Source organism: Aureivirga marina (assembly GCF_015767265.1).
Taxonomy (GTDB): domain Bacteria; phylum Bacteroidota; class Bacteroidia; order Flavobacteriales; family Flavobacteriaceae; genus Aureivirga; species Aureivirga marina.
The window spans coordinates 21,289-35,166 of record NZ_JADPIB010000011.1 but is presented as its reverse complement, the minus strand read 5'-3'; the positions used below and the strand labels follow the sequence as shown (position 1 = coordinate 35,166).

General features: G+C 28.4%; 16 protein-coding genes. 11 read left to right on the top strand and 5 right to left on the bottom strand.

All coding sequences use genetic code 11. From position 1 onward, the window contains the following. Positions 1-75 precede the first annotated feature (75 nt). From I1A51_RS17165 to I1A51_RS17150, 4 genes are all read left to right on the top strand, one after another. The gene (locus I1A51_RS17165) at positions 76-657 is read left to right on the top strand and encodes a hypothetical protein (protein WP_196896115.1); all 582 of its coding nucleotides are present in this window, start codon (positions 76-78) and stop codon (positions 655-657) included. A 166-nt stretch (positions 658-823) separates the two neighbouring features. Next, positions 824-1,966 carry an ATP-binding protein gene (locus I1A51_RS17160; protein ID WP_196896114.1) on the top strand — a complete coding sequence of 381 codons (1,143 nt, stop codon included), beginning with the start codon at positions 824-826 and terminating at the stop codon, positions 1,964-1,966. Between the two features lie 26 nt (positions 1,967-1,992). Then, positions 1,993-2,346, top strand: coding sequence for an arsenate reductase family protein (locus tag I1A51_RS17155; RefSeq protein WP_196896112.1), 354 nt, complete (start codon positions 1,993-1,995; stop codon positions 2,344-2,346). Positions 2,347-2,485: 139 nt separating this feature from the next. Further along, positions 2,486-2,782: a thioredoxin family protein gene (locus I1A51_RS17150; protein ID WP_196896110.1), complete on the top strand. Its 297-nt coding sequence runs from the start codon at positions 2,486-2,488 to the stop codon at positions 2,780-2,782. A 25-nt stretch (positions 2,783-2,807) separates the two neighbouring features. Here the strand turns inward: I1A51_RS17150 and I1A51_RS17145 are convergent, their stop codons facing one another. After that, a complete protein-coding gene (locus tag I1A51_RS17145) occupies positions 2,808-3,692 on the bottom strand; it encodes a DMT family transporter (RefSeq protein ID WP_196896108.1) in 885 nt (294 codons plus the stop codon). A gap of 264 nt (positions 3,693-3,956) precedes the next feature. Between I1A51_RS17145 and rseP the strand changes: the two genes are divergently transcribed. Beyond that, positions 3,957-5,273, top strand: coding sequence for an RIP metalloprotease RseP (rseP, locus tag I1A51_RS17140; protein ID WP_196896106.1), 1,317 nt, complete (start codon positions 3,957-3,959; stop codon positions 5,271-5,273). Positions 5,274-5,492: 219 nt separating this feature from the next. Here the strand turns inward: rseP and I1A51_RS17135 are convergent, their stop codons facing one another. Beyond that, positions 5,493-6,782 carry a hypothetical protein gene (locus I1A51_RS17135; protein WP_196896104.1) on the bottom strand — a complete coding sequence of 430 codons (1,290 nt, stop codon included), beginning with the start codon at positions 6,780-6,782 and terminating at the stop codon, positions 5,493-5,495. 312 nt (positions 6,783-7,094) lie between these two features. On the opposite strand from I1A51_RS17135, the gene I1A51_RS17770 reads away from it, so the two are divergent. From I1A51_RS17770 to I1A51_RS17110, 6 genes are all read left to right on the top strand, one after another. Continuing rightward, a complete protein-coding gene (locus I1A51_RS17770) occupies positions 7,095-7,151 on the top strand; it encodes a cytochrome c oxidase subunit 2A (RefSeq protein WP_394369317.1) in 57 nt (18 codons plus the stop codon). Beyond that, positions 7,126-7,518 carry a thioredoxin family protein gene (locus I1A51_RS17130; RefSeq protein WP_394369316.1) on the top strand — a complete coding sequence of 131 codons (393 nt, stop codon included), beginning with the start codon at positions 7,126-7,128 and terminating at the stop codon, positions 7,516-7,518. Before I1A51_RS17770 ends, I1A51_RS17130 begins: the two co-directional genes overlap by 26 nt. Before the next feature lie 89 nt (positions 7,519-7,607). Continuing rightward, a complete protein-coding gene (locus I1A51_RS17125; RefSeq protein ID WP_231374067.1) occupies positions 7,608-8,510 on the top strand; it encodes an FAD:protein FMN transferase in 903 nt (300 codons plus the stop codon). Between the two features lie 10 nt (positions 8,511-8,520). Next, positions 8,521-8,745, top strand: a complete 225-nt coding sequence (locus tag I1A51_RS17120; RefSeq protein ID WP_196896099.1) for a DUF4266 domain-containing protein — start codon at positions 8,521-8,523, stop codon at positions 8,743-8,745. Then, positions 8,730-10,265 carry a DUF3570 domain-containing protein gene (locus I1A51_RS17115; protein ID WP_196896097.1) on the top strand — a complete coding sequence of 512 codons (1,536 nt, stop codon included), beginning with the start codon at positions 8,730-8,732 and terminating at the stop codon, positions 10,263-10,265. The genes I1A51_RS17120 and I1A51_RS17115 overlap by 16 nt, the downstream gene beginning before the upstream one ends. A gap of 578 nt (positions 10,266-10,843) precedes the next feature. Further along, a complete protein-coding gene (locus tag I1A51_RS17110; RefSeq protein WP_196896095.1) occupies positions 10,844-11,827 on the top strand; it encodes an FAD:protein FMN transferase in 984 nt (327 codons plus the stop codon). Between the two features lie 125 nt (positions 11,828-11,952). Here the strand turns inward: I1A51_RS17110 and I1A51_RS17105 are convergent, their stop codons facing one another. From I1A51_RS17105 to I1A51_RS17095, 3 genes are all read right to left on the bottom strand, one after another. Next, on the bottom strand, positions 11,953-12,537 hold the full coding sequence (locus I1A51_RS17105; RefSeq protein ID WP_196896094.1) for a YceI family protein: 585 nt from the start codon (positions 12,535-12,537) through the stop codon (positions 11,953-11,955). An 18-nt stretch (positions 12,538-12,555) separates the two neighbouring features. After that, a complete protein-coding gene (locus I1A51_RS17100) occupies positions 12,556-12,924 on the bottom strand; it encodes a nuclear transport factor 2 family protein (protein WP_196896093.1) in 369 nt (122 codons plus the stop codon). A 106-nt stretch (positions 12,925-13,030) separates the two neighbouring features. Next, on the bottom strand, positions 13,031-13,612 hold the full coding sequence (locus I1A51_RS17095) for a Crp/Fnr family transcriptional regulator (RefSeq protein ID WP_196896092.1): 582 nt from the start codon (positions 13,610-13,612) through the stop codon (positions 13,031-13,033). Between the last annotated feature and the right edge of the window lie 266 nt (positions 13,613-13,878).

Genomic DNA, 13,878 nt, shown 5'->3' with positions numbered 1-13,878 from the left:
ACCTAAACCTTTCCTTTTATTTTCTCTAGTAGTCTAATTTTAAATCAATTACTAATTAAAAAATTAAACAGTCACATGGAAAATTTTAAAGAAAAAACAGGTTTAGTTTCAGAGAAAACTATTTTCGTTGGAGGATGGTCACCATACGAGCCTTTAACTTCAGAAGATAAAGAAATTTTTAATGAAGTAATGAAAAACTACGTTGGTGTAGATTATGAACCATTTGAAGTTTCTAAGCAAATTGTAAATGGTACAAATTATAGATTCAGATGCAAAGCAAAAGGTGTATATCCTGGAGCAACAGAAGAACTTTGTATTGTTGAAATCTACAAACCAATCGAAGGAGAACCAAAATTAGTATCTATCAAAAATGTTGATTCTTATTCTGAGCAAAACAGACAAATTCCTGGTGGATGGTCTCCATATGAGCCATTAACAGCAGAAAGTAAATTTGTTTTTGCAGAAGCTACAGAAAGAATCGAAGGAGTTGTTTATACACCTTTTAAAGTTGCAACACAAGTTGTTCAAGGAATGAATTACAGATTCCGTGCAGAAGCGCAAGTTGTATATCCTGGAGCTGTACCATATTTAGTAATTATGCAAGTTTACAAACCATTAAATGGAAAAGCTGTAATTACTAGTATTGAGAAAATTTAAACATCGAATTTATTAAGTAGAATTTAATAGGGAATTTTTTTGTAAATCTGGAATCGCTTTTGGTTCCAGATTTATTTTTTAGAAAACTGTTTTAAAAATTGAAAAATGAAATCGTAGTTCTTAACTTAGTAATAAATAATTCATTACTCTTTAAACGTTTTCGGCTATGATTAATAAAAGATTATTAATAAAAACTCTTCTAACCTACACAGACGAAAATAGTTTTTACGACAAAAAAGAACGATTAAATATTGATTCTAGAGAAGGAAAAGCTAAATTTCTAAAGCATATTTGCGCACTTTCCAATTCTAATCCTTTAAACAATTCATATATCGTTGTTGGAATTACAGATCAGGAAAATAAAATCCGAGGTGTTGACTTTTTTGATGATAGTAAAATTCAAAATTTAGTAAATGCTTATTTAGAAAATCCTCCTTTAATTCAATATGAAAATATTAATTTTCCTACACTTCCGAAACATAAAGTTGTTGGATTAATTACTATTCGACCAAATGAACAAACTTCTTCTTTCAAAAAAAATATTTGGAAATATAGAGTTGGAACTAAATTTTATCGAGTTGGAAGTACCTCTAATATTTTTGAAGAAAGCAAAGAAATTGTCACGCATAACAAAACAATTGTTGATAATATTGAGAAAAATGCACGAAATAATATTGAATTAATCTTAGATGGTGTTTTCGATTTTATTAACCAACATAGTGAAGAATTTTCACCAAAATATAAAGTTTTTAGAGAACAATTTGTGATTTGTTGGGCTGGAAAAAAAAATCTAATAAATGACACAGAATATTATTCAAGAGTTGATATAGAATTGATAAATGAGCAAGTACGTTTGTTTTATTCTGCGTTAGATTTGGTAACTTTTTCTATCAGCAAAGAATCATTTATTATCACGGAATTTATCACTTTAGGAATTAATGATAAGTTAGATTATTATCCATTTGAAAAAACTATTTTACATTTTAAAGACAATGGAAAGCTAAATATTATCAAAGAATTCTTGTTTGAACCGCCTACTTTTGATAAACAAATTTTACATCATATTTATAATACGAACAACGCAATTTTACAAAAACTACAAAAAGGAATTAAACTCAAAAAATCAGAAAAAGCTGATTTGGAAAAATTTCCGATTACATATACAATTTGTGCATTAAATAATTTCCTTGGAGCAAAAGAACGACTAGAATCTTCTAAAAGTTATTTAAGAGCGTTGGATAACAAAATTCCATACATACAATATAAAGATTCTATGCGATTGTTTCGAAAGTTAAAATATGCTGATTAATTTTGTTTAAACTTAAATTTGAGATTATGACAAAACAAGCATTTTATTTAAAAACTTGTGATACTTGCAAAAGAATATTAAAAGAAATAGATACAACGGGATTTGAATTATTTGAAATTAAATCGACGCCAATCACAGAAGAACAATTAGAAAAAATGCGTTCTTTAACGGATTCTTACGAAAGTCTTTTCAATAAAAGAGCTAAAAAATATACAGCAGAAAAGATGAAGGAACAAAATTTGCAGGAAGATGATTACAAAAAATTAATTTTAGAAGAATACACATTTTTAAAACGCCCTGTTTTTATCATTGGAGATAAAATTTTTATCGGAAACAGTAAAAAGAATATTGAAGCATTAAAAGCGTATTTAAATTCTTAAAAGTTTTTACAAACAGTTTTAAAAGTTTATAAAATTTCTATTTTTTTGTGTATGAATAAGTTATAATTAGTATTTTTAATTTCAGAAATAATTTAAAGTTGTTTTTAAATTAAAAACTTTAAATCCTAAAAAAGAGGCCATGGCAAAATTTGGAGAGTTGATTAATTCAAATGTTCCCGTACTTTTAGATTTTTATAAAGAATTCGGAAACTATACAGAAGAACAGGATGATATTTTGAGAGATGTAGCTGCTGCTTTAGGAGATAGAGCAAAAGTTATAAAGATTGATATCGACAAAAATCAGGCTCTTTCAGATGCTTTACGTATCAAAGGATATCCAACTTATATCATTTATAAAAAAGGAGAAATGAAATGGCGACAATCAGGTGAACAAAATGCAAACACACTGATTAGTCTTGTAAAAATTTATTCTTAAAAAAAGCCCAATTGATTGATTGGGCTTAATTTTTTACTGGTTTTGTAACTAAATATACACCTAAAAATATACTTAAAGTCGCTACAACTTTTATTAAATTTAAAGAATCACTTCCTACATATAAAGCGTAAATTGTTGCAATTACAGGCTGTAAATACATGAAAATACTTACAGTTGTTGGTTTTAATTTTGTTAATGCTAAAAGATTAAATAAATAGGTTACAAAAGTTGTAAACACAACAATAAAAGCAATTTTCCACAAAGATAATTCTGGAATTAAATCCCAGCGAATATCTACCACTTCTTGAAAACCAAACGGTAAAACCATTAAAAATCCAAAAGTATAAAGCCATTTTACGAAATTAAACGGATTGTATTTTTGTGTTAATTTCTTAACAATCACAAGATACATTGCATAAGAGGCAGCATTTACAAAAACTAAAAAATCTCCGAAAATTGCATTGGAATTGGCAGAAATTTCATGACCATAAGAAATCAAAACAATTGCCCCAATCATTCCGATTAGAACTCCCAAAATCTTTTGTTTTCGTAGTTTTTCTTTTAATAAAATAGAAGCTAAAAGCATTACAAGAATTGGACTTGTAACCATAATAGCTGCGGCAGTAATTGGTGTTGTATAGCTTAATCCTTTAAAAAAAGTCAACATATTTAAAGCTACTCCAAAAAAAGCAGCTGCGATAATTCTAAAAAAATCTGGTCTATCAATTTTTTGATGTTTTACAAAAAGACTAGAAAACCAAAAAAGCAACATTGCGCCAAAAACACGCAAAGTGATAAATCCATAAGGTTGCACATATTTCGGCATTACTTCTTTAGCAACTGTAAAGCTAACACCATAAATGACTGCTGTAAGAAAAGCAGCAATCAAAGCGAGGTTTCTTGAATTCATTGGTATTATTTATCCATAAAATGAAGTGCAAATATCTTACTTTTTTTGAGCGTAACTGTTAAATTTTAAAACTTATTATTTTTCATAAAATAAGAATCCTCGAAATTGTCCAAAAAGTTTTGTGAATCTCACTATTTCAAAGATTTATTTTAAAAAAATAGTATTTTTATGGAATTTGAAATCACATTGTAACTATTTCATTTTTTGAAAACTTTATAAAATCTTACATTTGTTCAGTTTTAAGAAAAAGAAACAAACTATTATATGGAAATATTAATTAGAGCTTCACAATTTATACTGAGCTTATCTTTATTAATTGTCCTACATGAGTTAGGACATTTTATTCCGGCTAGATTATTCGGAACAAGAGTAGAAAAATTCTACCTTTTCTTTGATTATAAATATTCATTATTTAAAAAGAAAATTGGAGATACTGTTTACGGAATCGGTTGGATACCGCTTGGTGGATATGTGAAAATTGCAGGAATGATCGATGAAAGTATGGACACGGAGCAAATGAAAGGGGAACCACAACCTTGGGAATTTCGTTCAAAACCTGCTTGGCAAAGATTAATTATTATGCTTGGAGGTGTGATTGTAAACTTTATTTTAGGTTTATTAATTTATGTCATGATTTTATTTGTTTGGGGTAAAGATTATGTTCCAGCAAATGAAATTAAAAACGGATTTACAGTTTCAGAAATCATGAAGCCTCTTGGATTTCAGGACGGAGATAAAATCTTGAAAATTGATGGAAAAATGCCATTAAATGTTCTTGATGTAAATAAATTACTTTTCTTAAGAGATGTAAAAACTATCGAAGTTGAACATAAAAATGGAAAAGTAGAAACAATCAACATTCCTGAAGGATTTGGTAAAACAATGTGGACAACTGGACAAATGGAGCCAATTAGTCCTTTAGTTCCAGCAGTAATTGATTCGGTTTTTACTGATTATCCAGGATATAAAGCTGGGATTAAAAAGAATGATAAAATTCTACAAGTAAATAATACTAAAATTAATTCTTGGGGAGATTTTACAAAAACGGTTTCAAAAGATACTTTATCTAAATCTTTAGCCATTTTAGTTGCAAGAAATGGACAAGAAAAAGAAATTACAGTAACTCCTACTGAAGATCATAAAATTGGTGTTTCTCCAGTAATCAATTTCCCAATCCAACATAAAGATTATACATTTGGTGAAAGTGTCTCAGGAGGAACTGAATTAGCTTATCATACATTACATGATTATGTTGCACAATTTCAGTATGTATTTACAAAAAAAGGCGCAACAAGCTTAGGTGGATTTATTTCTATCGGAAAAATTTTCCCTGCTTCTTGGGATTGGATGCGTTTTTGGGAAATTACAGCTTTCTTATCAATCATGTTAGGATTTATGAATTTATTACCAATTCCTGCTCTTGATGGTGGACACGTTGTATTTACTTTATTCGAGATGATCACAGGAAGAAAACCGAATGAAAAATTCTTAGAATACGCTCAAATTACTGGATTTATCATCTTAGTAGCATTACTACTTTATGCAAACGGAAACGATATCTACAAGCTGATATTTAAATAAGATTTAAAACATAAAAAGAAAAAGCCTAAGATTAATTTCTTAGGCTTTTTTTATACTTCGCAATAAGAGTTCAATGAAACTAAAATAATCTTATTCCCCGTAAAATTATAAATGGTAAATATTTGCAAAACTAAATGTCCTCTTATTGCTTATTTTTAAAATGAAAAGCCGAAAGATAAATCTCCCAGCTCTTCATCATTGTAAATCATCTAATTTGGCTTATTGCTGCTCATCTGATTGATTGTTATCATCAGACTCATCATTTTGCTCATCGTCATTTGACTCTTCCTCATTTTGCTCGTCATCATTTGACTCTTCTTCGTTTTGCTCATCGTCATTTGACTCTTCTTCGTTTTGCTCGTCATCATTTGACTCTTCTTCATTTTGCTCATCGTCATTTGACTCTTCTTCATTTTGCTCATCGTCATTTGACTCTTCTTCGTTTTGCTCATCGTCATTTGACTCCTCTTCGTTTTGCTCGTCGTCGTTTGACTCTTCTTCGTTTTCTTCTTCGTTTTCTTCTTCGTCAGTCCAAACATCATCATCTCCCTCTTCGATAGTATCTCCAAAACATAAGTTTAATAAGTCACTAAAATCTCCATGATTGTTAATTGTAACTTGAGTTTGCTCGTCATCTAATAATGTAACTGAGAATGGGAATACAAAATCAATCATTCCATCAATTTCTTCAACATATTCTTCAGTTAAGTTTTCAAAATGAGTAGAAATTTCTTCATAAGAATTAAAAGTAACAACTTCATTTCCAAAAGTCATTGATAATGGGTAGTTCATAGTGAAACACTCATTTACAGTATCAAAATCAAATAAATCTAAGATTTCATCATCAATATCATCTCCTTCACAATCATACATTAATTCCTCTAACATATCTTCACTTTCAACAACAATTTCTTCTTGAGTGTTAGCATCAATTAAAGTAATAGGGAATACGATTTCGAATTCGATTTCTTGGTTAAATTCATCCATAGAATTGATTTCGATTGTCTCTCCATCAACGATAATTTCTACTGGAAATTGAACGATATAATCACAGAATCCGTATTGATCATCTCCTTCGTTATATTCACAAGTATCTAAAGCAGTTAAAATATCTTCTTCATTTTCAATTGTCATCACATTTTGATCAGCTGAAAATACTATATCAAATGGGAAAACAATTCCTTCGATGTATAATTCCTCATTCTCAGAAATTAATACTTCGATTAATGCATCTAAATTTCCAACTTCTACAGTTGTTCCATTGTTATATCCTAAAGTAATTGGATATACAAAGTCAAAACATAATACTTCATCATTTGTAGTTCTTGCTGTAGCATTAGTTTGTACTTTTAAGTTTTTAATTACATTCAAAAATGTTCTTAATCCTTGACTTTTTTGAATCTCTACTGGATTCTGTTGTTGGATCTGTGTTTCATCATCTTTATTACATGATGTAAACATAAATACAGTTAATAATAAAAAAGTCAAACTTGATTTTAAGTATTTCATCTTTAATAGATTTTAGTTAACACTAATAAAACAACGTATTTCAAATTCCCCCTACCTTTTTTCTTAAAAATGTTAAAAAATCAAATTAATTAATTGATTTATAATTATTTATATTTTAAGCTTTTTCAAAAAAAGGATATCGAATTTAACATTTTTAATAAATTTTCTCCTTAAAAAAAAGCTAATTAACACCTAAATTTTTCAATGAAATAGATTTTTTATTCTATAAATCAATATCTTTATTTTTATTAAGTCTAAATAAAATATATATTTGCATTCATAAATTTCAACTAACTAACAAATGAAACAAAAATTACTATTCTTGTTTATTGGTTTAATCTCTATTACCTCTTTTTGCCAAGAAATTAAATGGCATCATAATTTAGAAGAAGCTACTTCTATAAGTAAAAAAGAGAACAAAAAAATCATTTTGGTTTTTTCAGGTTCTGATTGGTGCAAACCATGTATTCAATTAAAATCAGAAGTTTTAGAATCATCGGAATTCATCGAAAAAGCTGGAAATAAATATGTTTTTGTAAATATTGATTTTAAAAGAAATCCGAAAGGAATTTCAAAAGAAACAATCAAATACAATGAAGCAATTGCTGAAAAATACAATCCACAAGGATTTTTTCCTTATGTAGTTATTTTAGACAGTAATTTAAACACAAAAAAGAAAATTAACGGTTATAAAGGAGAGAAAACATCGGTTTTTCTAGATAAATATTTTCAATAATGAAAAGAACTTTTACACTTAGTTTTTTATTCTTTTTAATCAACTTTCACCTTTTTTCTCAAAATTTATATGAAAGAAAAACCAAACAAATGGGAGTATCTTTTGTATTTACAATTGAAGCTGAAAACGAGAAAGAAGGAGAAAAATATTTAACTATCGCAGAAGAAGAAGTACGCAGAATTGAAAATGTGATTTCTTCTTGGAAAACAAATTCGGAAACTGCCATGATAAATAATTCTGCTGGGAAAAATGCTGTTTCTGTATCTAAAGAATTGTTTGGTTTGATTGAAAGAAGCATTCGAATATCAAAATTGACAGATGGACATTTTGATATCTCTTTTGCTTCCATTGATAAAATTTGGTATTTCGACAAACCAATTGAGAAAATTCCAGATAGTGTTTCTGTTCAAAAATCTGTTTCTAAAATTAACTACAAAAACATTATTCTTAACAAAGAAAAACAATCTGTTTTCTTAAAAGAAAAAGGGATGAAAATTGGGTTTGGAGCAATTGGAAAAGGTTTTGCCGCAGAAGCTGTAAAAAGAAAACTACAAAAATTAGGTGTAAAATCAGGTTTAATCAATGCAAGTGGAGATCTAATTTGCTGGGGGAAAAATCCAAAAAGCGAAAAATGGCAAGTTGCAATTGCAAATCCAAATGATAAAAACAATGCTTTAGGTTGGTTTCCTTTAAACAATTCCTCTGTTGTTACTTCTGGTAATTATGAAAATTATGTAGAATTTAATGGAAAAAAATATACACATATCATCAATCCAAAAACTGGATGGCCAGTTTTTGGTGTACAAAGTGTTACAATTTTTTGCCCAAATGCAGAATTAGCAGATGCACTTGCAACTTCCGTTTTTGTTATGGGAGTAGAAGAAGGATTAAAATTGATTGATAAACTTAAAAATATTGAATGTTTAATCTTGGATAGCCAAGGAGAAATTTTCACTTCAAAAAACTTAAAACTTCAAGAAAAAATAAAATAATCAAATAACAATGAAACTAACAATTACTTATCTCTCAATAGGTTTACTATTGTTGGGAAGCATCGCTACATCCTGTTCTAGCGTAAAACCCTATCAAAAAACTTTTTTAAATGACGATGATATGGCTTTATCATCGAGAACGACGGAACAATTTGAAGTAAATTTTCAAAATTATCGAGAAGGAGCTTCTGGTGCTAATGGAGGAAAAACAGGAGGAGGATGTGGTTGCAACTAAATAAAAAATTCCTTTGGATTATTGTATTACTTTTTAGTTTAAAAGGTTTTACGCAAGAAGAAATAAAACAAGCAGATCCAACTGAAATAAATATTCTTTTTGATTATTATGAACAAGATGGAAATCATTCTGCTGTTACAGGTGGTTTAGGAACAGAAGAACTGGAAAACAGAGAAACGATCATTGTAATCACAACTCCAGTTAGCAAAACTGGAAGTTTAAGTATTTCTGGTGGAATTGACTATTATACTTCTGCTTCTAGTGCAAATATTGATAAATATACAACTTCGGCTAGTTCTGGATCTTCGGCTGTTTCTGGTTCGGATACTCGAAGACATATTCAATTAGGATATTCAGAAAAAAATCTAGAAGAAAATTCAACTTTCGGTTTTTCTCTTGGTTATTCTAAAGAATATGATGTTACTTCTTATAATATGGGATTAAAATGGTCAAAAGCTTCTATAGATAATAATAGAGTTTTTACCGTGAAAGCAAATTTCTTCTATGATAGATGGCTTTTAATTTATCCTGGTGAATTAAGAGAAGAAGATTCAAGAAATGGACATCATGATGATGACGACGATGACGATGATGATGACGATGACGATGATGATGACGATGATGACGATGATGACGATGATGACGACGATAACGACGATAACGACGATAACGATGACAATGATTGGAACAATAACGACGATGACGACGATGACGATGATGACGATGATGAAGACGACGACGACGATGACGATGACGATGATGACGATGATCGTTTAGGAAATCCAACGAATCGAAATCATGTGAATGCAAGAGAAATGGATGATGATGACGACGATGACGATGAATATGGTAATAATTCTGAAGAATTAACTTTTGAAAAAGACAACCGTTATACTTACAATATTGGTTTTTCCTATGAAATGGTGATTAACAAAAGAATGAATGCTGCTATTTTAACAGATTTCACCTATCAAAATGGATTATTATCTACTCCTTTTCATAGAGTTTATTTCGACGATGGTGTTGTTGTGGAAAAATATAAAACTGTTCGTGTGGAAAAACTTCCGAGAAAACGTTTTAAAACTGCAATTGGATTTAGAACTAATTATTTCATTAGTCCAAAAGTAATTTCAAGATTTTACTACCGTTTTTATATTGATGACTTTGGATTAAGTGCACATACTTTTAGTATTGAATTACCATTAAAAGCAACAAAATCGATAACATTATATCCGTTTTATCGCTATTATATCCAAAATGGTTCTAAATATTTTAAACCTTATGGAGAACACCAACTAAATCAAGAGTATTATACTTCTGATTTTGATTTGAGTACTTTTAATAGTGAAAAAATTGGTTTAGGAATCCGATTGGCTCCACCAAAAGGAATTTTCAATATTCGTTTGAATAAATCAAGACAATTCCGTTTTCACAATTTAGAAGTTCGCTATAGTAATTATAAACGTAATGATGGTTTTAAGGCAGACAATGTTGCTTTAGGAACAACGTTTAGATTTTAAATAGTTTTTACTCAAAATTATTTTTTAAGCACTGAAAAAACCTTCAAATTTGAGGGTTTTTTCTTTTTTTAAACAAATTTCTTCTTAAAATTCTTCTTTTTTAAAATAATTCTTTAAATAATTTACTCTAATTAGTGTATTTTTTACAAAAAATATATTTTATTTCTTAAAAAATTAAGTAAATCCAAACGAATTATTAAATCAAAAATAAATCTTCAATAATTAGCAAAAGAGTTAAATATTAGGCAATTATATTTGATTTTATTGTATATTTTCGCACTCTCATTTTTAAAAAATCAATTAGATGAAGCGCGAACAATTAAATTTTTTTCTGAATTTATTGCAAATTTCAGGTAACTTCAAAAACCTAAAACATATTCGTAATTTTTAATTTTAAATTAAAATCAATCAACCCAAAAAAATAAAAAATTAACAGTTACAATTTATGTTTAAAAATTAGAAAGATGTTTCGTTCTAAAACACTTTCAATTCAAATCAAACCCTAATTACAGAATTATTTAAAAACGGTTATTGTGCCAGAAAAATAAACCGTTGAAACCAAATTACCTATTAAAAAAATGAAATTAAATACAACATTAAGCATTGTTTTATTTTTTGTTGTTTACTCTATTTCTGCCCAAAACATTTACAACAAATCAACAAAACAAATGGGTGCAACTGTCGATTATGCAATTGAAGCAGCGACAAAAGAAGAAGGAGAAAAATACATTCAAATTGCACAAAAAGAAATTGACAGAATTTACAATCTAATTTCCTCAAAAATTTCAAATTCAGAAACTTCAAAAATCAATAATTCTGCTGGAATTGAACCTGTAGAAGTTTCACAAGAAATGATTGATATTATCAAAAGAAGTATCAAAATTTCAGAGTTAACAAATGGATATTTCGATATTTCATTTGCTTCTGTAAAGAAAGTATGGAAATTCGATGATTTAATGAATTCGATGCCAGATGCAGAATCTTTAACAACTTCAGTAGAGAAAATTAATTACAGAAATATTGAAATTGATGAAGCAAAAAAAACGGTTTACTTAAGAGAAAAAGGTATGAAAATCGGTTTTGGAGCTGTGGATAAAGGTTATGCTGTAGAATCTGCGAAAAGAAAATTACAAAAGCTAGGAGTAAAATCAGGATTTATCAATGCTGCTGGAGATAGAACTTCATGGGGAATACATCCAAAAAATGGAAAATGGAAAACATTCATTGGAAATTCGGAAAATGATGGAAATACTCTTTGGTTTACTTTAGAAAATTCTTCGATGGTTACTTCAGGAAATTATAAGAGTTTTATCGGAAAAAATGGAAAGAAATATACACATATTTTAGATCCAAAAACTGGTTCTTTAATCTCAGGAATTCAAAGTGTAACAATATTTTGTGCGGATGCAGAAATGGCGGATGCTTTAGCAACATCTGTATATATTATGGGAATTCAAAAGGGAATGGAACTTATTAATAAACTAGAAGGAACAAAATATTTAATTTTGGATAGCGAAGGAATGATTTATACTTCTAAAGGATTAGAATTCAGCAAACAATAAATCGTTTAAAATAAAACAATATAGTATTCATTACCTCGTTTTAACTTAAACAGTTTAACTATTTATACTATTTTTCAAAGGAAGAATCTTCAATATTGAAGATTCTTCTTTGTTTTTATAATGTATTAACCTTTTACATATTCTAATTTAACAGTAAAAGCTACATCTTCACCAACTGTCAAACCTCCGTGTTCTGTTTTTGCATTCCAAGCAACACCGAAATCTGTTCTATCAATCTCACCAGTAATTATAAAACCAGCTTTTGTATTTCCATATCCATCATTCGCAATTGTCCCACCATGTTTTGCATTTAATGTTACCATTTTGGTTACACCACGCATGGTCATTTTTCCTTTGATAATATATTTATTTGCTCCTCTTTTCTTCACAGAAGTACTTACAAAAGAAATCTTAGGATATTTTGAAGTATGGAAAAAATCTTCTGATTTTAGATGTCCATCTCTTTTTTCATTGTCAGTATCAATAGAATTTGCATCAATTTCAAATTTAAAAACTGCATTTGAAAAATCATTTGAATTCTTTTGTGAAATACTTCCATCATAAACATTAAAAGAACCATCTACTTCAGAAATTACTAAATGACTTACGGAGAAATTTACTTTTGAATGATATGGATCAACTTTCCAATTATTTTGTGCTGTAATAGTTAATGAGATAAAAAATATAAATAAAACTGCTATTTTTTTCATGATTTCTGAGTTTAAGAATTAGTTATTGTAGTAAAATTTTTCGCTGATAATTTGTCCTTGATTATTCCATCTTTGAACAGCAACTTGTGTATAATTTCTAGTTCCATATTCTTTATGTGTATAATCAAAATGCCATTCAACAGCAACAATTCCATCAGAAACCAAAGTATTTAAAACTTTTGCTCCTCTAAACTCTGTAATTCCATTTACAAATGCTTCTTCATTTAATCTACAAGCTGCTTTTCCAACTGTAATTTCATTATCGTTTTCTTGCATTGTAACGTCTTTTGCGTAAAATTTATCAAATGCTTCTAAAATTTTTCCTTCTAGAATCATTGCATTTAATTCTTTTACATTTTCTTCTAAATTTTTATGCATCGTGTTCATAATGATCTTTTATTGATTATTTATAAAGACAAAATTCAGAAGAATCAATTTCCTACAGAATGATGTAGGTTAAGAAATTGACTTAACCTATGTTAAGAAAATCGAATTAACTATTTCTACGGATGCGACTTAAGCTTTCTGGAGCTATTCCAAGATAAGAAGCAATGTATGCAAGCGGAACTCTTTGAAGTAAATTTGGTTGCTCTTTTATCAATTGATTGTAGTTTTCTGAAGCAGAAAATTGCACCATTTTATTCAATCTTTTTAAACTGGAAACATAAGCTTTTTGATAAAGAATCCTAAAAAAACGTTCCAATTGCGGAACTTCATTATATAGATTTTCTAAATCGTCTTTATGAATTTTTAAAATCTGAGAATGTTCAATTGTTTCAATTGTTAAACTAGAAGGTTCTCCTGTAAATAAGCTTAATAAGTCACCAACCCAATAATTTTCAAAACCAAAATTCTGAATTCGTTCTATTCCTTTTTCATCAATATTAAATGAACGAGTACAACCTTTTAAAATAAAAAAAGTATAATTACAAATATCTCCAGAACGAAGTAAATCTTTCTTTTTTTGGATGGTGAAAAAATGAAAATAATCTCTGATAATTTCTTTTTCTACTTCATTTAAAGAAACTTCTTTTTCAAAATTTTCAATTAAAGCTTGATGTTTATCTTTTGTCATAATCCCAATTTATCCATTTATCTTTATATAAAAATAATAGTAAAAAGTGGCTTAAGTCAAGGACAAAATTGGTTTTTAAAGATAATTGTTAATTGATTTTACACTATTTCTTAAACCACTTTCATAAAGTAAACAGTTTATTATAGCTTTTAGGAAACTAATGCACCAAATGTATTAAAACTTAGGCGTTTTTTACTCAAGATATTTTAATAAAAAGTACAAATTCCTAGAAATAAAAAAATCGAGGAGCATTTCCTCGATTTTTT

Excerpts from the sequence above, each read along its gene's own strand:
- rseP (WP_196896106.1), top strand. The coding sequence starts at position 3,957 with ATGGAAATATTAATTAGAGCTTCACAATTTATACTGAGCTTATCTTTA.
- I1A51_RS17125 (WP_231374067.1), top strand. The coding sequence starts at position 7,608 with ATGGGAGTATCTTTTGTATTTACAATTGAAGCTGAAAACGAGAAAGAA.
- I1A51_RS17115 (WP_196896097.1), top strand. The coding sequence starts at position 8,730 with ATGTGGTTGCAACTAAATAAAAAATTCCTTTGGATTATTGTATTACTT.
- I1A51_RS17110 (WP_196896095.1), top strand. The coding sequence starts at position 10,844 with ATGAAATTAAATACAACATTAAGCATTGTTTTATTTTTTGTTGTTTAC.
- I1A51_RS17145 (WP_196896108.1), bottom strand. The coding sequence starts at position 3,692 with ATGAATTCAAGAAACCTCGCTTTGATTGCTGCTTTTCTTACAGCAGTC.
- I1A51_RS17120 (WP_196896099.1), top strand. The coding sequence starts at position 8,521 with ATGAAACTAACAATTACTTATCTCTCAATAGGTTTACTATTGTTGGGA.
- I1A51_RS17100 (WP_196896093.1), bottom strand. The coding sequence starts at position 12,924 with ATGAACACGATGCATAAAAATTTAGAAGAAAATGTAAAAGAATTAAAT.
- I1A51_RS17105 (WP_196896094.1), bottom strand. The coding sequence starts at position 12,537 with ATGAAAAAAATAGCAGTTTTATTTATATTTTTTATCTCATTAACTATT.
- I1A51_RS17095 (WP_196896092.1), bottom strand. The coding sequence starts at position 13,612 with ATGACAAAAGATAAACATCAAGCTTTAATTGAAAATTTTGAAAAAGAA.
- I1A51_RS17135 (WP_196896104.1), bottom strand. The coding sequence starts at position 6,782 with ATGAAATACTTAAAATCAAGTTTGACTTTTTTATTATTAACTGTATTT.
- I1A51_RS17150 (WP_196896110.1), top strand. The coding sequence starts at position 2,486 with ATGGCAAAATTTGGAGAGTTGATTAATTCAAATGTTCCCGTACTTTTA.
- I1A51_RS17165 (WP_196896115.1), top strand. The coding sequence starts at position 76 with ATGGAAAATTTTAAAGAAAAAACAGGTTTAGTTTCAGAGAAAACTATT.
- I1A51_RS17155 (WP_196896112.1), top strand. The coding sequence starts at position 1,993 with ATGACAAAACAAGCATTTTATTTAAAAACTTGTGATACTTGCAAAAGA.
- I1A51_RS17160 (WP_196896114.1), top strand. The coding sequence starts at position 824 with ATGATTAATAAAAGATTATTAATAAAAACTCTTCTAACCTACACAGAC.